Below are 19,912 nucleotides of genomic sequence, written 5' to 3' on the forward strand. Positions count from 1 at the left end.
CGTCTCGCTGCGGCCGCGGTTTGCGTTGACGCAACGCAACGTCAATGCAGCGGAACGTGGCGGCTCATCAGTGCGCGCAACGCTGCCGGCTTGACCGGTTTGGCGAGAAAGTCCAGCCCCGCCGCATGGATCGCCGCGATCAGCTCCGGACGACCGTCTGCACTGATTACCACTCCGGGCACCGGTTCGCCGAGGCGGGTGCGCAGCCAGGCCATCAGTTCCGAGCCGGTCTCACCGTGATCCAGGTGGTAGTCAACCAGCACCAGTTGTGGGCGCACGTCCTCACGCAGCAGTGCCTCGCATTCGGCCCGGTTACTGGCCGTCCAGACCTGGCAACCCCAGCGCGACAACAGGCTGTTCATGCCCACCAGAATGCTGTCTTCGTTGTCGATGCACAGCACCTGGATGCCGGTCAGAGCGGTTTGCTGCGCTTCGCCATTGCCATTGCTGGTGACCTGTCGGAGCACCTGGCTGGCGATCGGTACCGTCACGCTGAATACACTTCCTTTGCCGGGCCAGGAGCGCACCGCCAGCGGATGGTTGAGGACCTGGCAGAAGCCGTCCGCAATCGCCAGACCCAGTCCCAGGCCTTTCTCGGCGCGGGTCTGATGGCTGTCCAGACGTTTGAACTCCTCGAAGATCACTCGCAGCTTGTCTTCGGCGATGCCCGGGCCATGGTCCCAGACCTCGAGACGCAAGGAAGTACCCTGGCGACGCACTCCTAGCACCACGCGACCTTTGGCGTAGCGGAAGGCATTGGTGAGGAAGTTCTGCAGCACCCGGCGCAGCAGGCGGATGTCACTGTCGACCCGCAGTCGGCTGCCATGCACCCTGAAATCGACGCCTTGCTCGGCGGCGAGCATGGTGAACTCCGTGGTCAGCGTGTCGAACAGGGTCGCAAGCGGGAAGGGGTTGCGGTCGGGGGTGATGCGACCATTTTCCAGGCGCGAGATATCGAGCAGGTCGGAGATCAGGTCTTCGGCCGAGCGCAAAGAGCTGTCCAGATGCCGAACCAGATCCCGCGCTTCCGCTGGCAGCGCATCGTGTTGGTGTGACAGGGCGGCGGAAAACAGTCGCGCCGCATTCAGCGGCTGCATCAGGTCATGGCTGACCGCAGCAAGGAAACGCGTCTTCGATTGGCTGGCCGCCTCGGCCGCGCTCTTGGCGGCCGTCAGCGCCTTGTTCAGTTTGGACAATTCATGGGTGCGCTCGCTGACGCGCTGTTCGAGGCCTTCGTTGGCGTCCTTGAGGGCGCGTTCGGCGTCGCGGTAGGCGGTGATGTCACTGAAACTCATGACGAAGCCGCCGCCGGGCATGGGATTGCCGATCAGTTCGACCACCCGGCCGTTAGGGAAGGTGCGCTCCGAGGTGTGCGCGCGCCCCTGGCGCATCCAGTACAGCCGCTTGGCCACGTGGGTGTCCGGGTCGCCAGGTCCGCAGAGGCCACGTTCGGCGTTGTAGCGGATGATGTCGGCAATGGGCCGGCCAATGTAGACCAGCCCGTCCGGGTACTCGAACATTTCCAAGTAGCGGTGGTTCCAGGCCACCAGTCGTAGCGACTGGTCGACCACGCTGATGCCCTGGGTGATGTTCTCGATCGCGCCCTGCAGCAGTGCGCGGTTGAACTGCAGTACTTCCGAAGCTTCGCCGACAATGCGCACCACGTCATCGACCTGCATGTCGCGGCCTTCCAGCGCGGCCTTGACTACGGCGCGGGTGGAGGAGGCGCCCAGCACACCGGCAAGCAAGCGCTCGGTATGGGCGATCCATTGACCGTCGGCCTGCTGTCGGGGTGAGTAATCATGGCCGTGGCGTCGGGCAAAGCGCTGGAAGCTGAGTTCGGCGCGCTCGGCGCCGACGAAACGTGAGGCCAGCAGAAGCAGATCCTCGACCTGCACGGCCAGCAGCCGGCGGCTGCTGGCCGTGGGGTGAATTTCCTGTCCGATGAAACGGCTGGCCTGCCAGTGTTCGGCGACACGTGTCTGCGACAGGATTGACACCCAGAAGAACAGCGTCGCGTTGCCCACCAGCGACAGGGTGACGCCAAGCGTCAACGCGCTGGTATTGAATGGCAGATCGGTTGTGTACATCCACTGCAGGCCAGGAAACATTTCCAGCGGCCAGCCGAGCAGCGGCAGAATCAGCGTGTAAAGCCAGATCAGTCCGCCTGCGGTGAGGCCAGCAAACACACCGCGGCGGTTAGCCTGCTTCCAATACAGCGCGCCGACCATGGCCGGGGCCAACTGCGTGAGCGCGGCAAAGGCGATCTGGCCGATGGTCGCCAGGCTCGCGCTGGAGCCCAGCAGGCGATAGCTGACATAGGCCAGCAGCAGGATCGCGACGATGCTGATCCGGCGCACCGAGAGCATCCAGTGGCGGAACACTTCGAAAGGTTGCTCGGCTTCCTTGCGACGCAACAACCAGGGCAGCAGCATGTCGTTGGACACCATGGTCGACAGCGCCACGCTGGCCACGATCACCATGCCGGTCGCGGCCGACGCCCCGCCAATGAACGCCAGCAGCGCTAGGGCAGGATGGGACTCGGCCAGTGGCAGGCTGATCACGAAGGAGTCCGGGCTGACGCCGCTGGGTAACAGCAGCTGGCCAGCCAGGGCGATCGGAATGACGAACACGGCGGCCAGTACCAGGTACAACGGGAACACCCAGCGGGCCAGGCGAAAATCGTGCGGTTCGATGTTTTCCACCACCGTCACGTGGAACTGGCGTGGCAGGCAAACGATGGCCATCAGCGCGACGGTGGTCTGCACCATCATGGCTGGCCAGTTCACCGTTTCCTGCCAGAACTCCGAGAGCTCGGGGGCGTCGTGGGCCCGATTGAACAGGTCGCCAAAACCATCAAAAAGCCCAAAGGTGACGAAGGCACCGATCGCGAGGAAGGCAAACAGCTTGACCAACGACTCGAAAGCGATGGCCAGGACCATGCCGCGGTGGTGCTCGGTCACGTCCAGGTTTCGGGTGCCGAACAGAATGGTGAACAGCGCCAGCACCATCGATACGATCAGCGCGGTGTCCTGCGCGCCGGAGCCGGCCGCGGCCTCGCCCTCATTGCCCACCAGCAGGTTCACGCCGAGGACGATGCCCTTAAGCTGAAGTGCGATGTAGGGCAGCACGCCGACCAGGCAGATGAGCGTCACCACGACCGCCAGCGGTTGCGATTTGCCATAGCGCGCGGCGATGAAGTCCGCAATCGAAGTGATATTTTCCTGCTTGCTGATCATGATCATCTTCTGGATGACCTGCGGCGCCAGCAGCATCAGCAGAATCGGACCAAGGTAGATCGGCAAGAAGGCCCAGAGTTGTTCAGCCGCCTGGCCGACCGCGCCGAAGAAGGTCCAGCTGGTGCAGTAGACCGCCAGCGACAGGCTATAAACCCAGGCACGAACCCGCGGCGACAACTGGCTGCGGTTGCGATCCCCGTAAAAGGCAATGGCAAACAGCACGGCCATATAAGTGAGGGCGACCAGCGCAATCAGCCCACCGGACAACGACATGCGAACTCCAGATGTACATAAGTAAGCGGGCTCCAGCCTGGCCGTTTCCACAGAGTGGTCGATCCATGCCAGGCCGGGCAGCGTTCACCGTCGCCGGTAGGTAGCCTGACCACTGAAGCTGCGAGTCAGGGATAGCCAATGAATGGTGACTACCGGGATGGTGCTTGGGGCTGCCCAGGCTAAGCAGGTTTCGATGGCCGGAAGCTACCGCTCGTTGAAGACTTGAAAGGGTAAAGTTTCGCAGTAAAACGGGGCGGCGTGTTGCGGCTGCGACCATGGTCGCATGAGCTGGGCAAACACGACTGAATCCGCCGCAAAGCACTGCGCTAGACAATCTGCATGCCGGGTCTGGTGATTTGCAGGTTCCGCGCGGTCCGGGTGCCGTTGATCCGAAGCGAGCCACTAGACTGACGACCGATTGGCCGCGTCGCGCTGGCCCATTCATGACCGGGGCACTTACTGCTGCCTCTGCGATCACAACAGGGCCTCACTCCGTTCAAGTCTGGAGAAAAAACTGATGTTCACGCCGGGTCCGGTCACCTTGCAGCGGGGCGCCCTACGGTTGGAGCCGCTGGTAGAAGCCGACATTCCGGCCTTGGTTGAACTGGCCGAGCACAACCGCGACGAACTGATCTACCTGAACGGGCCCTTGCGCCCCGATTGGTATCGCCTGGCCGTGACCGAACAACGCCAGGGTCGCGCCGTAGTGTTCACCCTGCGCATGGCCGAGCGCATCGTGGGTACGACCCGCTTCGCCGACTTCAACCCGGCATTGCCTGCCGCAGAACTGGGTTGGACCTGGATCGACAAGGCCGAGCATGGCAGCGGCCTCAACGGCTCGATCAAGCACCTACTGCTCAAACATGCTTTCGAAGACTGGCACCTGGTGCGCCTGCAGCTGAAGACGGCGGCAAGCAACATGCGCTCCCAGCGCGCGATCGAAAAGCTGGGTGCACAGCGTGAAGGACTCTTGCGCAATCACCGGCGACTCGCCGATGGCCGCCTGGATGACACCGTGCTGTACAGCATCACCGACCGCGAATGGCCGGCAGTCAAGCGCTTGCTCGAGCCCGCCACGCGCTGAAACCGCATGGGCCGGTCAGGCCCTGTTCGGCCTTTTGATTTCGGCCTGGGCAACCAAAACCCCGTGTGCCGGCCATCGCCCTCGGGGCTCGACTTGGGGTAATGTTGGGCCCCTTCAGGAACGCTGCGTCAGCGTTCATCAGCTTGTCTTCAACCTTTCCCTATGCTCCGGCCAAGACGGCGGTGCGTAGCTCATCATCGTTTGCGGTGCATATCTAAGGAGCCCCGATGTCCCGCTCGCAAGAGTTCTTGCATGGCTGCCGCGATATCCTGCCGCTTATCGTCGGCGCCATTCCCTTTGGCATCATTTTCGGAACGCTGGCTATTGGTGCAGGGTTGTCTAGCTGGCAGGCCATGGGTATGTCCGCACTGGTGTTCGCCGGCTCGGCGCAATTCATCGCCATTACCTTGATTACCGGTGGCGTGGGTGCAGCGGTGGTTTTACTCACGACCTTCGTGGTCAACCTGCGGCATGCGCTTTATAGCGCTTCGATGCAGCCTTTCGTCCGGCATTTGCCGAGCCGCTGGCGCGTGCCGCTGGCGTTCTGGCTTACCGATGAAGCCTTTGCCGTCATCCAGCATCGTTATGCTCGCGATGACACTTCGCCGTACAAACACTGGTTCTTCCTCGGCGCTGGCCTGACCATGTACCTGAGCTGGCAGCTGGCGACGCTTGCCGGTATCGCCTTTGGCCAGGCAGTGCCCAACGTTGCCAGCTGGGGCCTGGACTTCGCCATGATTGCCACCTTTATCGGCATTGCCGTACCCATGATGCGCACCCGCCCGCAGGTGGCATCAGCGCTGGTGGCAGCGGGCGTCGCGCTGCTGACTTGGGAGCTGCCCTACAAGCTCGGCCTGATCGCCGCAGCGCTGGCCGGCATTGTCGTTGGCGTCTGGCTCGAGCGACGGGCCGAGCGCCAGCTTCAAGCGGAGGCGTGCTGATGCAGATCTGGTTGCTGATCCTGGGAATGCTGGCGATCACCTTTCTGACTCGATACAGCTTCTTCGCCTGGCCCAACCTGCGCTTTCCTCGCCTGGTGGAGCAGGGGCTGCATTACGTACCCGTCGCGGTGCTGACCGCCATCGTAGTGCCAGGGATGTTGATGCCAGCCGGCGAATGGGCGCTGGACTGGCACAACGCCTACCTGCTGGCGGGTGTGCTGTCGATCCTGATTGCGGCCTTGACCCGAAACCTGCTGGCGACCATCGCGGGCGGGTTGCTGTTCTTTTTTCTGTTGCGCTGGGCGTTCGGGCAGTTACCCCTGTGACGGGCTGCCCAGTCCGCGATACGGGCATGGCAGTGCTGTGCCTTTACCGGACCCTTAAGACTCAAATAGCCGACGTCTTATCCATGGAAGCGGATCGATGACCAAGCCTCACTCGCAATTCACCTTGTTCGGCAAGCGGCGCTTCCTGCCGTTCTTTCTGACGCAACTATCGGGCGCTTTCAACGACAACCTGTTCAAGCAGTCGCTGATTCTGGCGATCCTCTACAAGATCGGCTCGAACGCCGACACTAGTTTGCTGATCAATCTGTGCGCGCTGCTGTTCATCCTGCCGTTCTTTCTGTTCTCGGCGCTGGGCGGCCAGCTGGGCGAGAAGTACGCCAAGGAGCGGCTGATCCGGGCGATCAAAGCTGGCGAGATTTTCATCATGCTCGGCGGTGCGGCCGGTTTGTTGTTGGGCAACCTGCCGTTGCTGCTGACCGTGCTGTTCTGCATGGGGACTCAGTCCGCGCTGTTCGGGCCGGTCAAATACTCGGTGCTGCCGAAGCTGCTTGAGAACCACGAACTGGTCGGCGGCAACGCGCTGGTGGAGATGGGCACCTTTTTGGCCATCCTCGCCGGCACCATCACCGCTGGCGTGATGATGGCCAGCGAAGGCTACGCTCAACTGGTCGCTGGCAGCGTCGTACTGGTGGCGGTCGCCGGTTACCTCGCCAGTCGAGCAGTGCCTGCGACCGGTGCGTCCTTGCCGTCGCTTGAGATGGACTGGAATCTGTTTCGTCAGACCGGCGCGATCCTGCGGATGGGGCTGGGGCAGCGCCTCTCGGTGTCGCGCTCGCTGATTGGCAACTCGTGGTTCTGGTTTCTTGGCGCGACGTACCTGACCCAGATCCCGGCCTATTCGAAGGATCTGCTGCATGGCGACGAAACTGTCGTCACGCTGATCCTGACGGTCTTCTCGGTCGGCATCGCTCTCGGCTCGCTGCTCTGCGAGCGGCTATCCGGCCACAAGGTGGAGATCGGGCTGGTGCCGTTCGGCTCCTTTGGTCTGACGCTGTTCGGCTTGCTGCTGTGGTGGTGGTCGGGCGGCTTTCCGCAGGCTGCGATGCCTCACGACTGGCTGGCGTTGCTGAGCATCGGTCAGGCCTGGTGGGTTCTTGCCTCGGTGCTTGGCATCGGTGTGTTCGGCGGCTTCTATATCGTGCCGCTGTACGCGTTGATCCAGGCGCGCACGCCGGAGCATGAGCGGGCGAGGGTGGTGGCCGCAAACAACATCCTCAATGCGCTGTTGATGGTCGCGTCGGCGCTGGTCGCCATCCTGCTGTTGAGTGTCGCGGAGCTGTCGATTCCGCAGCTGTTTCTCGTGGTGTCGTTGATGAACGTGGCGGTCAGCGCCTACATCTTCAGCATCGTGCCGGAATTCAGCATGCGCTTTCTGGTGTGGCTGCTCGGCCACTCCATGTACCGGGTTCGCCATCAGGGACTGGACGCGATTCCCGAGGAGGGTCCGGCAGTGCTGGTCTGCAACCACGTGTCCTATGTCGATGCGCTGCTGATCGCTGGAGCGGTGCGCCGCCCCGTACGCTTTGTCATGTACTACAAGATCTTCCGCATTCCGGTATTGAACTTCATCTTTCGCACGGCGGGCGCGGTGCCCATCGCTGCGCGTCATGAAGACGAGGCGATCTATACCGAGGCGTTCGAGCGCGTCAGCCACTACCTCAGCAATGGCGAAGTGGTGTGCATCTTTCCCGAAGGCAAACTCACCACCGACGGCGAGATCAACGAGTTCAAGGCGGGTGTCGAGCGCATCCTTGAGGCGAACCCGGTGCCCGTGGTGCCGATGGCGCTGCGTGGGCTGTGGGGTAGTTTTTTCAGTCGCGATCCAGACAAGGGCTTCTTCCGACGGATCTGGTCGCGAGTGGACCTGATCGCCAGTTCGCCTGTCGCCGCGAGCGAAGCCAGCCGTCAGCAGTTACAGGCGCAGGTCAATCTGTTACGCGGCGACCGGCGTTGAGCGCAGGTCGCCGTGTCGTGTGGTCTATTTGATCTCGATGCGTTCCAGCAGATAGGCCTTGGCGCTGGCATCGCCGACCCGCGCAGCCTCGTCGGCCAGGCGCAGCGCGCGCTCCAGATCCTTGCTCGCTAGCGCTGCGTCGATGCCCTGTCGGTAGTACGCCTGGGTTTCCGGCAGAACTGCCGGTGCGGGCACTGACGGTAAATCGTTACCCATTTCGCGGCCGATGCTATAGGAAGGCACATAGGTATTGGCCTGCTGACCGGCGACCTTGTCCTCGATCAGCACCATCTTCACGACGCCAGTAGGTGAATGCTGCGCAACCGGGTCGGGCAGGCTCGGTGGCTCATTACCCAGCGCCCTGGCGTAGGCTTTGGCCGGGTGCTCAAGCGCCGTTTGGGCGTCTAGCTGGGCGCCGTCTGCATACAAAACCAGGTAGTACTCGTTGCCCGGGTTGTCCAGGTAGGTGCGATCAATGCGCAGCCGCGCGTCCAGGCTGTCGCCTTTAAGGCCGGAAGCGGGGGCATAGGTGAAGTCATCCGCATCCAGAATGCGGGTGGGCCGCAAGCGGCTGTCGAGCAGCATCACGCTAGGGGCCAAAACGCTCTTGCCGGCTTGGCTGTAGAGGCGGATCTCGAAGGACTTGCTGTCTTTGGGCAATGCAAAGGCGCGAAAGAAACTCTTGCCACTGTCAAAGCGATACGCCGGCGCCGAGGCGTCGAGCGTCGCGTTCCCGTTGAAGCTCGTGGGAAGTGGCTGGAAGGGAAAATCAGCGATCGTGTCGCAGCAGATCGATGCCTTAGCCAGCGCCTGACGGGCAGTGCTCGCAGGCTGTTCCAGCGGCGCGGGTGTATGGGTCAGCGCGTCCACTCGGCGCAGGGGTTCGCTACCGCATCCGGCAGCCAGCGTAATGGCGAAGCCAAGCAGGGAAGTTCTCAGATAGCTCATAAGGGCAACTCCAGTCGCCAATCGAAAAAAGACCCCGACCAGCCACGGTCGGGGTAAAACACCGCCAAAACGGTGGGAGCGGAACATGCAGTGCTGCCGATAGCAGCGGGCGATACGGAAGGAGAAGACCGCTACGCCTCGCCGCCCTCAGGCGATTACCACCAGGCTTCGGCCTGGACGCCAAAGGTCAAACCGTCATCTTCACCCGCGTCGATGGATTCGCTAGCGGCCTGATAGCGGCCGCCGTCCCACTGGGCATAGGTGGCAAACACGCGAATCTGCGGACGTGCCCAGAAGCTGCGGCCAGCTGACCACTGCTGGGCGAGGGTGAGTTTTTTCAGATCGCGGCTGCGCTCGCCATCGGCCTGCGGGTCGATTCGGTCATAGCCGAATTCCAGCGCGGTGCTCATGACGTCGGTCCACTTGTAGACGGGGCGTACACCGAAGGAGAGCCATTGCTGGCCGGACTCATTGTTGAAGTCGCGGTCTTCATAAATCTGGACGTACATCATCTCGATGTCATCGGTAATGCCGACCACGCCCTGGTTGACCAGGCGCAGCATGTCGCCGTCGCTGTTGCCGGTGTTGTTGCGGCCGCTGGTGGCGATGATGCCGTCGGTGCCGTATTGAACGGCGAGCTTGTTGTAGCCACCGAACCACCCCGCCTGGGTGTGTTCGAGCGTAACCAGGTGACCTTTCTGGTCCTGGTAGCCGTCGTCACGTTCCTGGAAATCGGTCAGGTTGGCCTTGCCGTAGTCGTAACCGATCTCCAGCTTGCCGTTGGGGTTGACGTCGATCTCGCCGATGCGGAAGTCCAGGGTGTCGTTGGCCAGGTTGGTGCCGGTGCCCGAACCCTGATAAGTCCACTCACCGTCGGTATTGCGCATCCAGGCGATGCTGGCCTTGCCGAAGCCCAGATCAATGTCTTCGATGCCGGCGCCGGGGCCGGATACGTCCCAGTAGTAGTAGTCGTTGATGTGCACGTCGTGGCGCTTGTAATAGCGCTTGCCAGCCCAGATGTCGGCGCCGGGCAGACTCTCGATCAGGTTGTGACCGACCACGTTGAACTGGCGGATCGCGACGTCGCCGCTCTCATCAAAGGGGTTATTGGCATCGCCATCGGTGTCGGTGCGGGTCGCTTCCCAGTCATTCGCCTGCCGCGAGTTGTAGGCGATCATGGTGTCGACGTAGAAGCTCTGTTCGCCTTCCTTCCAGACCTCCTGGCCGAGACCGATCTCGGCATAGGTCTCGCACTCGTTGCCCAGGCGGTACTTGGCGGGAGCGCCGGCTGCCTGGAAGCAAGCCTGGTCGCCACCGCCAACGGTGGTGCCGACGCCTGAGCGCAAATAGCCGTGGAAGTCCACCGCATGCGAGGGCATTGCCGCTATGAGGGCTGTGCAAAGCAGGGTCGGTTGCAGAAGACGTACGGATCGTTGGGGGTTCATCGCGAAGTCCTTTGTTTTTGTTGTTGGTCTGTGCGGCCGGCGAGCTGCGGCCGGCTGGTCCACGGCAGCTGTCGGTGTTTGCCACTGCCCGGGTTGCTGCGCCGAATTGGGCTGGTGGCGACCGAAAGCCTGCGGATCGGCGACATTCGCGACATCCTCCCGACCGATCTTTTTTGAGGCGGAGCGGTGGGGCGTAGCGGGGGAGGAGGGAGACGAGCACGCGCAGCAGTGCCCATTACGCCTGGCCACTAAGCCCGGGAAAAACCGTGGGGGGAGGTATGGTCAGCGCAATCACCGGCGCAGTCTGGGTCGGCCAATGAGGTTTGCGTTGGCCGTTGCATCCGGTTTCCGGGTTGCCGGTAATCGCTGTCGGGTGCTCACAACAACTACAAAACTGGGGCTACTTCGATGAAATATTCCTTGCTTTCCACCCGTCTGGCCTTGGCGGCCACCTCCTTGCTGCTGACACTGGGTAGCGCTCATGCCGCTGATCTCGCCAGCAAGAGCCCGGCCGGGGTTCGTTACCACGGTGGTGACGAAATCATCCTTCAAGGGTTCCACTGGAACGTAGTCCGGGAGTCTCCCAACAACTGGTACAACACTCTGCGCGACATGGCGCCAACCATTGCAGCTGATGGCTTCAGCGCGATCTGGATGCCAGTGCCGTGGCGCGATTTTTCCAGCTGGAGCGATGGTGCCAACTCCGGCGGTGGCGAGGGCTACTTCTGGCATGACTTCAACAAGAATGGCCGCTACGGCAGCGATGCTCAGCTCAAGCAGGCGGCTGCTGCACTTAACGGTGCGCAGGTGAAGGTGCTCTACGACGCGGTTCCCAACCACATGAATCGCGGTTACCCGAACAAGGAAATCAACCTGCCGGCTGGCCAGGGCTTCTGGCGCAACGATTGTTCCGATCCCGGCAACTACCCCAATGATTGCGACGATGGCGACCGTTTCGTCGGTGGCGATGCCGACCTGAATACTTCCAACCCGCAGGTATACGGGATGTTCCGCGACGAGTTCGCCAATCTGCGCAGCAATTACGGCGCCGGTGGCTTGCGTTTCGACTTCGTGCGCGGGTATGCCGCTGAGCGGGTGGACGCCTGGATGACCGCGGCGCACGACAATGCGTTCTGCGTGGGCGAACTGTGGAAGGCACCGGGCGAATACCCGAGCTGGGACTGGCGCAACACGGCCAGCTGGCAGCAGGTGATCAAGGATTGGTCGGATCGCGCCAAGTGCCCGGTATTCGACTTCGCACTCAAGGAGCGTATGCAGAACGGCACCATCGCCGACTGGAAGAACGGCCTCAACGGCAACCCCGATCCGCGCTGGCGTGAAGTGGCGGTAACCTTCGTCGATAACCACGACACCGGTTATTCGCCTGGGCAGAACGGCGGGCAGCACCACTGGGCGCTGCGTGACGAGCTGGTACGCCAGGCCTACGCCTATATCCTCACGAGCCCGGGCACGCCGGTTGTGTACTGGTCGCACATGTACGACTGGGGGCATGCCCCGCTGATCCGTCAACTGATCAAGATCCGTCGTGCTGCGGGAGTTCGGGCTGATTCGGCGATTGAATTCCACGGCGGCTATTCCGGCCTGGTGGCAACCGTTCGCGGCACGACACAGACACTCGTGATCGCCCTGGGCTCGAACCTGAGCGATCCATCCCTGGTCAGCAGCGGCACCTTCAGTCCGGCGCTGAACGAGGACAGCGGTCAGCTGAAAGTCTGGACGACCGGTGGTGGGGTCGGTGGCGGTAATGGCGGCCTGGTTAGCGTCAATTTCCGCTGCGAGAACGGCATAGCCCAGCCGGGTGACAGCATCTATGCGGTCGGTAACCTGGCTCAGCTTGGTAACTGGGCACCGGCCAGCGCGGTGCGCCTCATGGACGTCAGCAGCTATCCCGTCTGGAAGGGCAGCATCAGCCTGCCCGCGCAACAAGCGGTCGAGTGGAAATGCATCGTGCGCAGCGATGCCAGCCCGACTCAGGTGAAAAGCTGGCAGCCGGGTGCCAATAACCGGGTGACCAGTGCCGAAGGCGCAACAACCGTAGGGCGTTTATAACGCTTGCCTGCCGGGCCCGCTCGGGCCCGGCTCCCTATTCGGTACCCCATGCCGGCCGCAGTTTGACTAGGCGATCTGCCAGCGCTCGGCCAGCTGTCGTGCCCGCCGCAGCTCCTCTACCAGCTGTCGTTGTGGCTCGACGGGTAGCAATCGCTGCAGGTCGCCATGCCGCTCGCGCGTGGTGCGCTCCAGCCAGCCAATGCGCGCAAGAGTCGAGGCGGTGCAGGTCTGGCCGCTGAGGTCATCGTGCAGATCGAGCCAATGCGAACGCCAGGCTTCCTTCAGGTACAGCGCTTCGAGATCGCCGCGCATCGCGTGCTTCCATTCACCAATGATGCCGGCCAACCAGTCGAGTACTGTCGAACTGGCGCCGCGCGTCTCAAGCTCCATGTGCAGCCGCCCATATGCGTCCAGGGCAATGCGTTTCTCCAGCGCAAACGCGGCCAGCGCGAGCGGTTCCTCGCGTTGCTCCAGTGTTAAAAGATGTGCGAAGTATTGGCGCGTCTCGAAGCGTTCGGCGGCGTGAAATTGAGGCATTTCGGTGCCGTTGCTGTTGAACTTGCGCAGCGGGTCGAAGCGGTACATATAGCCGAAGTCGAACAGCCGCACGTGGCCGTCATCCAGTGTATTGCCGGGACATAGATCCCATTCGAACAGCCCGCCGAGCAACAGCGCCACCAGCATCTCGAACAGCTGCGTCAGCTGTCGCTCGTTCCAGACCGCGATAGGGTCGCCCTCAATCCAGGGCGAAAGCAGTACGCCTTGGCGAAAGCTGCCATAACAGGTGTCGACGATGCCGACCAGCCGCTCGTCGAGAATCGGGTCGCGCTTGAGCTCGCGCAAGTCCGCACGGCGTTGCACCTCATTGAGAAAAGACGTCTGGCCATCAGTGTTCTGCACCAGGCACCTCTCGCGGGCGCGTTTGAGCGTCCAGCTCCGGCCCTGCGCCTCGATCCGGTAGACATGCGCTGTGAGCCCGCCGGAGATTACGCGGCTGACGTAGTCTTCGCTGCCATCGGTGATCGCCAGAGTTGCCAGCGGTAGCGGACAATCGTCCGGGTGCCCGACTTCCAGTTCGGCATTGCTGGCAATGAAAGCCAGCTGCGCTTGCTGGCGCGTGTTCAAGGTGTTCATGGCGAGGTCTCCGCACAGGGTGCGCTATGGATGAGATTGCATGGATCGGTCGCGGCGTGTCGGGGTCGATAGGAGAACAGACGTGGAGGTGAACATGGCCGATGTGTACAAGACTGAAACCATCACGCGCGCCGAGGTCGACTCGCTCGACGGGGTAACGGTGCTCGACTTCGGCACCAACTGGTGCGGACATTGCCGCTCTGCCGAGCCGCACATCGAGCGGGCACTGGCCGAGTATCCGCAGATCAACCACATCAAGGTCGAGGACGGTCCGGGACGCCCACTTGGGCGCAGGTATCGCGTCAAGCTCTGGCCAACCCTGATCTTCGTGCGTCTCGGTCAGGAGCTGGCCCGAGTGGTGCGGCCGACCGACGCCAAGGTGGTCGGCGATGCCGCTGCCCATGCCACCAACCCGCTCAGCGATTGACCAGAGCCCCCGACTGCACCACGACGACCTTGTCGATGCCCTGTACCCGCGAGAACGCATAGGGCTGATCTGAAAGCTGTTGGTGCCGGCCGGCGCCAATGGCTGGATGCCGTGCGCGGAACTGACCGATTCGTTGCCAGTGATCAATTAGCGCAGCGATCTCGGGTTTGGTGTGCTCGCTCCAGTTCATATCGGACCGTGTGCCCTGGTAAGGGTCGGAGCCGGTGGGGCCGAAAGCGCGGGCGCTCTCGTCGCCGTAGTAGATCTGCACGGCGCCGGGGCTCAGCAGAAGCGCGCTGGCAAGGCCGCGTTGGCGCTCCAGGTCGTGCTGCGCGCTGAACAGCGAGGTGTCATGGGATGAGGCATAGCTCATGAAGTTATGGCCGGGATTGTCCGCCAGCAGGCTGGCGTAATGCCCGTAGCTCTTGTCGGCCCGGACCAGGCAATCGCTGGCAGCTCCGGCGACCTCCTGCTGGAAGGCAAAGTTGATCAGCGCATCGAAGCCGTTGCTCTGGTAATCGCTGATTTCCGGCCCGTGGCCAAAGACTTCGCCCACCATCCAGAACGGCTCGCCCGCGAGCGGATCGTCTGGATTGGCTTCAGACCAATCGCGCCGGGCCTGGTCCGCCTGCTGGCGCAGCTGCGCCCACGCGGTCGGCTCGACGTGCATGACAGTGTCGGCGCGAAAACCGTCGACGCCGAATTCGCGCACCCAAGTCGTCAGCCACTCGTTGAGGTAATCGCGCACGCGGTAACCGTCGCGTTCGACGGCGCGGGTGGGTTGCTTGTGACGAAGAAATTCAGGCAGGCGAACTGGTGTTTCTGATTCGGTGCGAAAGTCAGGCAAGAACGCCAGCGACCCTTTGAGCGGGTCCACCAGAACGCTCGGTGGCACCGGGTAGTCGGCAATACCGGCGCGCACCCAGTCCTTGCCCCACCAGCGAGACCAGGCCGGGTGATCGTAATCGACCAAATTGTGGTAGGCGTGCAGGTGCTCGTAGGGCTCCGGCTGCCAGGCGGTCCAGCGTTCGGGCAGGTATTGCGCCATCCCGTCTCGCAGGCCACCAAAGCCAAACTGCTGCATGTCCGCCAGGGTGGAGTAGCCAGCGTGGTTGAGCACGACGTCGAACAACACGCGGATGCCGCGGGCATGTGCCTCCCTGATCAGCTCGCGCAGGTCGGCTTCGGTGCCCATGTTGGCGTCCAGCTGGGTGTAATCCAATGCGTAATAGCCGTGGTAGGCGTAATGGCGAAAGTCGCCTTTATCGCCGCCACCGACCCAGCCGTGGATCTGTTCATAGGGTGCGCTGATCCACAGCGCGTCCACGCCCAGCTTGGCCAAGTAATCGAGCTTGCTGGTCAGCCCTTTGAGATCGCCGCCATGAAAGGTGCCGATTTCCTGAGCGCCGTCGGGCTCGCGGCCATAGCTGCGGTCGTTGTTCGGGTCGCCATTGGCGAAACGGTCGGTCAGGGCGAAATAGACGGTCGCGTTGCGCCAGTCTCGCGCCCGTTCCGGGTGCGCCTCGGCAGCTTCGATCAGCAGTAAGCCGTTGCTGCCGGGTGCCGGGGTCAGTTCGACCTTGCCGTCCTTCACGATGGTCGTGTTGCCGCTGTAAGCGTCGCGCAATCGCTGGCCATCCTCGAATACCCCAGCGACCGGAACCTGTACGGCTTCGCCATTCCATGGTTGGCAGGCCTGCTCGACTGGCTCCTGCGATTGGCGACTGGGCAACAACCGCAGGTTGGCGTCATCGCCCGTCTGCACCAGCAGGCGGTAGCGCCCCGGTTTCACTACATCGAAATCGAAGCGATCGCCAGCGCTCAGCGCGTGGCGTTGAAACGGCTTGAGCGGCTTCTGTTCGGCCTCGCCAGTACCCAGTTCGAGGGTGCCTTTGGTTAGCTCCAGCTCCGCCGCGAAGCGATCCTGGGCTAGCGTTTCCCAGGCTGGTTGCAGAGGCTGACCGTTCAGTCTGATAGGGACTTGCGGTTCCGCTTGTATAACGGGTGCGAGCAGTCCGAAACAAAGGGCTAGGATAGATGGACTAAGGGGCGGCAGAGGGCGCATGTCCGGCTCCGGTTTGGCGGGGAAGAGGCGGTATTCAAGCCTGTTTTCGTCGGCCCGTGCAGGCTGAGAAAGGGCGATTCGAGGGCTCTGCGGGTGCAGTGCGAATGCAAAACTACGCCCTGCTTCTACGCCCCTCATCCTCCCTTCGGGGAGGATGTCTTCGCCCACTGGCGGGGCGAGTATGGATGCACTGCGAGACCGTCAGACGGCACGCAGAACGTTGTGGATCAAAAATAAGAAGCCACGAGGAAATACCTACATGAATAAAAAGCTGTTTGCAGCGGCCGCGATCGGTCTCTCCGCAACTCTGAGCCTGCCGCTGTCTGTCCAGGCCGCCATCGAAGAAGGCAAGCTGGTTGTCTGGATCAATGGCGACAAAGGCCATAAGGGACTGGCCGAGGTGGGCAAGAAGTTCACCGAAGAAACCGGCATTCCCGTCGAGGTGGCACACCCCGATGCAGCCACGGACAAATTCCAGCAGGCCGCCGCCACCGGCAATGGCCCGGACATCTTCATCTGGGCGCACGATCGCCTCGGTGAGTGGGCTCAGAGCGGTCTGATCACCCCCGTCACACCCAGCGCCGAGACCAAGCAGGAAGTCGCGGACTTCGCCTGGGACGCCGTCAGCTACAACGGCAAGCTGTGGGGCTATCCGATGGCGGTCGAAGCGCCTGCGCTGATCTACAACAAGGCCCTGGTGTCGGCCCCGCCCAAGACCTTCGAAGAAGTCCTGGCGATGAACAAGGAGCTCGCCGCCGACGGCAAGCGCGCAATCCTCTGGGACTACAACAACACCTATTTCACCTGGGCCTTGCTGGCCGCCAACGGCGGTTATGCCTTCGAAGATACCGGCTCGGGCTATGACGTCAGCAAAACCGGCGTCAATAACGAGGGCGCCAAGCAGGGCGCAGCCGTCCTCAAGCGCTTGATCGACGAGGGCGTGATGCCCAAGGGCGCCGACTACAGCGCCGCAGAGGCCGCCTTCAATAAAGGCGATACGGCGATGTTCATCAGCGGCCCCTGGGCCTGGTCGAACATCAAGAAGAGCGGCATCGACTTTGGCGTGGCGCCGATCCCGGCAGTAGGCGATAGCCCGAGCAAGCCGTTCTCCGGCGTGATGGCCGCAACGCTCAACGCTGCCAGCCCGAACCAGGCGCTCGCCGTCGAGTTTCTCGAAAACTACTTGCTCGAGGTCGAGGGCCTGAAGGCTGTGAACGCCGACGTGCCGTTGGGCGCGGTGGTGAACAAGGAGTTCATGGCCGAGTTGTCCGACGATCCGATGATCAAGGCCACCTTCGAGAGTGCTCAGCAGGGCCGTCCGATGCCGAACATTCCGCAGATGGGCGTGTTCTGGTCAGCCATGGAACCTGCCCTGACGAACATCACTTCCGGTCGTCAAACTGTGGATGCCGCCCTGGATGACGCCGCCAAACGCATCGTCAAATAACGACAACCCACAGCCGCAGTTGGAGACGCCTGCGTCTTCGGCTGCGCGCCCTGAGGCCCAGATTCCGATGTCCGCCGTGAATGTTCCTGCCGAAATGCCCGGCCGCGCCGTGCCGAAACTGTCGATACCCAAGCTGCCAGCTGCGATGCGTTGGGGCCTTTGGCTGCTGTGCAACGCCTTTGCCCTGTACCTGATCATCGCGCTCTATGCGCAGGGGCAAACCGTGTTCGCTCTGCTCGGGCTGGTGGTCGCCGGAATCGCCAGTTTCGTGTTCATCAATCGCCGTGCCTACGCCCACCGTTACATATTCCCGGCGGTAGCGGGGATGCTGGTGTTCGTGATCTTCCCGCTGCTCTACACCGTGGGCATCGGCTTCACCAATTACAGCGGCACCAACCTGCTGAGCTTCGAGCAGGCGCAGCGTTACCACCTCAATCAGACCTACCTTGCAGGCGAACGCTTCGGCTTCAGCCTGCACCAGAACGATGCCGGTGAGATGCGCCTGCGGGTCGATCGTGGCGAGCAGGGCGTCTGGGTTTCCGCTCCGCTGGCAGGTGAGCCGGTTGAGGGCGAGCCGCTTGGCATGAGCCGGGAGGCTGAGGTCGAAAACCTGGGTGCGGCCTTGCCGTTGCGTGATGTGATCCGCCAGCGCAAGCAACTGGAACAGTGGGTCATGCGCGGTCATGAAGGTCAGCTGCTGCGCCTTTATGGGCTGCGCGAAGTCGCCGCGGTGGAGCCGCTGTACCGGTTGCGCGACGACGGCTCGCTGGTCAACAACCAGACCGGTGAACGCCTTACGGCCAACGATGAGATCGGTTTCTACGTCGACGCCGAAGGGCAGAAGGTCGCGCCGGGTTACACGGTCTATGCCGGCTGGAGCAATTTCGCCAAGGTGCTGACCGATCCGAAGATTCGCGGCCCGTTTCTGCAGATCTTCGTCTGGACGGTGTGCTTCGCTGCGCTGACGGTGGTCTTCACCCTCGCGGTCGGCCTGGTGTTGGCCAGTCTGCTGCAGTGGGAGATGGTTCGCGGCAAGGCGTTCTACCGGCTGATGCTGATTCTTCCGTACGCGGTGCCGGCGTTCATCTCGATCCTCGTGTTCAAAGGCCTGTTCAACCAGAGCTTCGGTGAGATCAATCTGATGCTCGACAGCCTGTTCGGGGTGCGGCCGGACTGGTTCAGTGACCCGACCCTGGCGCGCAGCATGATCCTGATGGTCAACACCTGGCTCGGTTATCCCTACATGTTGTTGCTGTGCATGGGGCTGCTGCAGGCGATTCCGCGCGACCTCTATGAGGCCTCGGCCATGGACGGCGCGACGCCACTCGACAACCTGTTGAAGATCACGCTGCCGCTGCTGATCAAACCGCTGGCGCCGCTGCTGATCGCAAGCTTCGCCTTCAACTTCAACAACTTTGTGCTGATCACGCTGCTGACCCGTGGCGGCCCCGACATCCTCGGCACCACAACCCCGGCGGGCACTACCGATCTGCTGGTCAGTTACACCTACCGCATCGCCTTCCAGGATTCAGGGCAGAACTTTGCCCTGGCCGCCGCCATCGCCACGCTGATCTTCATCGTCGTCGGCGCCATGGCCTGGCTGAACCTGAAGCTCTCGAAAGTGAAGGTCTGAGGATTACGCACATGGCCATGGTTCAACCAAAATCCGTCAAATACCGCCTCTGGCTGACGCACGCAGGCTTGCTCGCTTTTGTCGCGCTGATCGTGTTCCCACTGCTGATGGTGGTGTCGATCTCCTTCCGGGAGGGCAACTTCGCCACTGGCAGTCTGCTGCCCGACAACCCAACGCTGGAGCATTGGTCGCTGGCGCTGGGCATCCCTTACGTCCATGAAAATGGCGAAGTCAGCAACCCGCCGTTCCCCGTGCTGACCTGGCTGTGGAACTCGATGAAGATCGCGCTGATCAGCTCGCTGCTGATCCTCATGCTTTCGACCACCAGCGCCTATGCCTTTGCGCGGCTGCGCTTCGGTGGCAAGAGTCCGATTCTCAAGGGCATGCTGATCTTCCAGATGTTTCCACCGGTGCTGACGCTGGTGGCCATTTACGCCTTGTTCGACCAGTTGGGCGAACACATCAGCTGGCTGGGCGTTAACACCCACGGCGCCGTGATCATCGCCTCGCTGGGTGGCATGGCGCTGCATATCTGGACCATCAAGGGCTACTTCGAAAGCATCGACGGCTCGCTGGAAGAGGCGGCCATCGTCGATGGCGCCACCACCTGGCAGGCCTTCGTGCACATCTTGCTACCCATGAGCGTGCCGATTCTGGCGGTGGTGTTCATCCTCGCCTTCATCACCAGTGTCACCGAGTACCCCATTGCCTCGGTGCTGTTGATGGATGTAGACAAGCTCACCTTGTCGGTCGGTGCGCAACAGTACCTCTACGATCAAAACTACCTCTGGGGCGACTTCGCTGCGGCGGCGGTGCTCTCCGGACTGCCGATCACCGCGGTGTTCCTGTATTGCCAGAAGTGGATCGTCGGCGGGCTCACAGCCGGAGGCGTAAAGGGGTAATCG

14 protein-coding genes are annotated in these 19,912 nt (G+C 62.3%); 9 read left to right on the forward strand and 5 right to left on the reverse strand.

Annotated elements, in window-relative coordinates; genetic code table 11:
• Window positions 1–41 precede the first annotated feature (41 nt).
• The gene (locus C1896_07965; GenBank protein ID AZZ44851.1) at window positions 42–3,512 is read right to left on the reverse strand and encodes a hybrid sensor histidine kinase/response regulator; all 3,471 of its coding nucleotides are present in this window, start codon (window positions 3,510–3,512) and stop codon (window positions 42–44) included.
• 517 nt (window positions 3,513–4,029) lie between these two features.
• On the opposite strand from C1896_07965, the gene C1896_07970 reads away from it, so the two are divergent.
• The 4 genes from C1896_07970 (at window position 4,030) to C1896_07985 (ending at window position 7,838) form a co-directional block, all read left to right on the forward strand.
• Window positions 4,030–4,596 (forward strand): N-acetyltransferase, encoded by a 567-nt coding sequence (locus tag C1896_07970; GenBank protein AZZ44852.1) that lies wholly within the window; start codon window positions 4,030–4,032, stop codon window positions 4,594–4,596.
• Window positions 4,597–4,823: 227 nt separating this feature from the next.
• The gene (locus C1896_07975; protein ID AZZ44853.1) at window positions 4,824–5,537 is read left to right on the forward strand and encodes a branched-chain amino acid ABC transporter permease; all 714 of its coding nucleotides are present in this window, start codon (window positions 4,824–4,826) and stop codon (window positions 5,535–5,537) included.
• Entirely contained in the window at window positions 5,537–5,863 is a 327-nt protein-coding gene (locus C1896_07980) for a branched-chain amino acid transport (protein ID AZZ44854.1), read from the forward strand. Before C1896_07975 ends, C1896_07980 begins: the two co-directional genes overlap by 1 nt.
• A gap of 97 nt (window positions 5,864–5,960) precedes the next feature.
• Window positions 5,961–7,838 (forward strand): glycerol acyltransferase, encoded by a 1,878-nt coding sequence (locus C1896_07985; GenBank protein ID AZZ44855.1) that lies wholly within the window; start codon window positions 5,961–5,963, stop codon window positions 7,836–7,838.
• Between the two features lie 24 nt (window positions 7,839–7,862).
• Here the strand turns inward: C1896_07985 and C1896_07990 are convergent, their stop codons facing one another.
• The gene (locus tag C1896_07990; protein AZZ44856.1) at window positions 7,863–8,786 is read right to left on the reverse strand and encodes a transcriptional regulator; all 924 of its coding nucleotides are present in this window, start codon (window positions 8,784–8,786) and stop codon (window positions 7,863–7,865) included.
• A gap of 155 nt (window positions 8,787–8,941) precedes the next feature.
• Window positions 8,942–10,231, reverse strand: coding sequence for a maltoporin (locus tag C1896_07995; GenBank protein AZZ44857.1), 1,290 nt, complete (start codon window positions 10,229–10,231; stop codon window positions 8,942–8,944).
• Between the two features lie 408 nt (window positions 10,232–10,639).
• On the opposite strand from C1896_07995, the gene C1896_08000 reads away from it, so the two are divergent.
• Complete coding sequence (locus C1896_08000) at window positions 10,640–12,301, forward strand: glucan 1,4-alpha-maltohexaosidase (GenBank protein ID AZZ44858.1); 1,662 nt, start codon at window positions 10,640–10,642, stop codon at window positions 12,299–12,301.
• Window positions 12,302–12,367: 66 nt separating this feature from the next.
• Here C1896_08000 and C1896_08005 read toward each other — a convergent pair whose 3' ends face one another.
• The gene (locus C1896_08005; GenBank protein AZZ44859.1) at window positions 12,368–13,435 is read right to left on the reverse strand and encodes a hypothetical protein; all 1,068 of its coding nucleotides are present in this window, start codon (window positions 13,433–13,435) and stop codon (window positions 12,368–12,370) included.
• Window positions 13,436–13,529: 94 nt separating this feature from the next.
• Here C1896_08005 and C1896_08010 point away from each other — a divergent pair, with 94 nt between their 5' ends.
• Window positions 13,530–13,862 carry a thiol reductase thioredoxin gene (locus C1896_08010; protein ID AZZ47577.1) on the forward strand — a complete coding sequence of 111 codons (333 nt, stop codon included), beginning with the start codon at window positions 13,530–13,532 and terminating at the stop codon, window positions 13,860–13,862.
• Here the strand turns inward: C1896_08010 and C1896_08015 are convergent.
• The gene (locus C1896_08015) at window positions 13,852–15,927 is read right to left on the reverse strand and encodes an alpha-amylase (GenBank protein ID AZZ44860.1); all 2,076 of its coding nucleotides are present in this window, start codon (window positions 15,925–15,927) and stop codon (window positions 13,852–13,854) included. The two genes, C1896_08010 and C1896_08015, sit on opposite strands and share 11 nt — an antisense overlap.
• A 259-nt stretch (window positions 15,928–16,186) precedes the next feature.
• Between C1896_08015 and C1896_08020 the strand changes: the two genes are divergently transcribed.
• The 3 genes from C1896_08020 to C1896_08030 all read left to right on the forward strand — a co-directional run bounded on the left by C1896_08020 (window position 16,187) and on the right by C1896_08030 (window position 19,909).
• On the forward strand, window positions 16,187–17,374 hold the full coding sequence (locus C1896_08020; protein ID AZZ44861.1) for a maltose/maltodextrin ABC transporter substrate-binding protein MalE: 1,188 nt from the start codon (window positions 16,187–16,189) through the stop codon (window positions 17,372–17,374).
• 67 nt (window positions 17,375–17,441) lie between these two features.
• Entirely contained in the window at window positions 17,442–19,007 is a 1,566-nt protein-coding gene (locus tag C1896_08025) for a maltose ABC transporter permease MalF (protein ID AZZ44862.1), read from the forward strand.
• A gap of 11 nt (window positions 19,008–19,018) precedes the next feature.
• Window positions 19,019–19,909, forward strand: coding sequence for a maltose ABC transporter permease MalG (locus C1896_08030; protein AZZ44863.1), 891 nt, complete (start codon window positions 19,019–19,021; stop codon window positions 19,907–19,909).
• Window positions 19,910–19,912 lie beyond the last annotated feature (3 nt).

This window comes from Pseudomonadaceae bacterium SI-3 (assembly GCA_004010935.1).
Classification (GTDB): Bacteria; Pseudomonadota; Gammaproteobacteria; order Pseudomonadales; family Pseudomonadaceae; genus Stutzerimonas.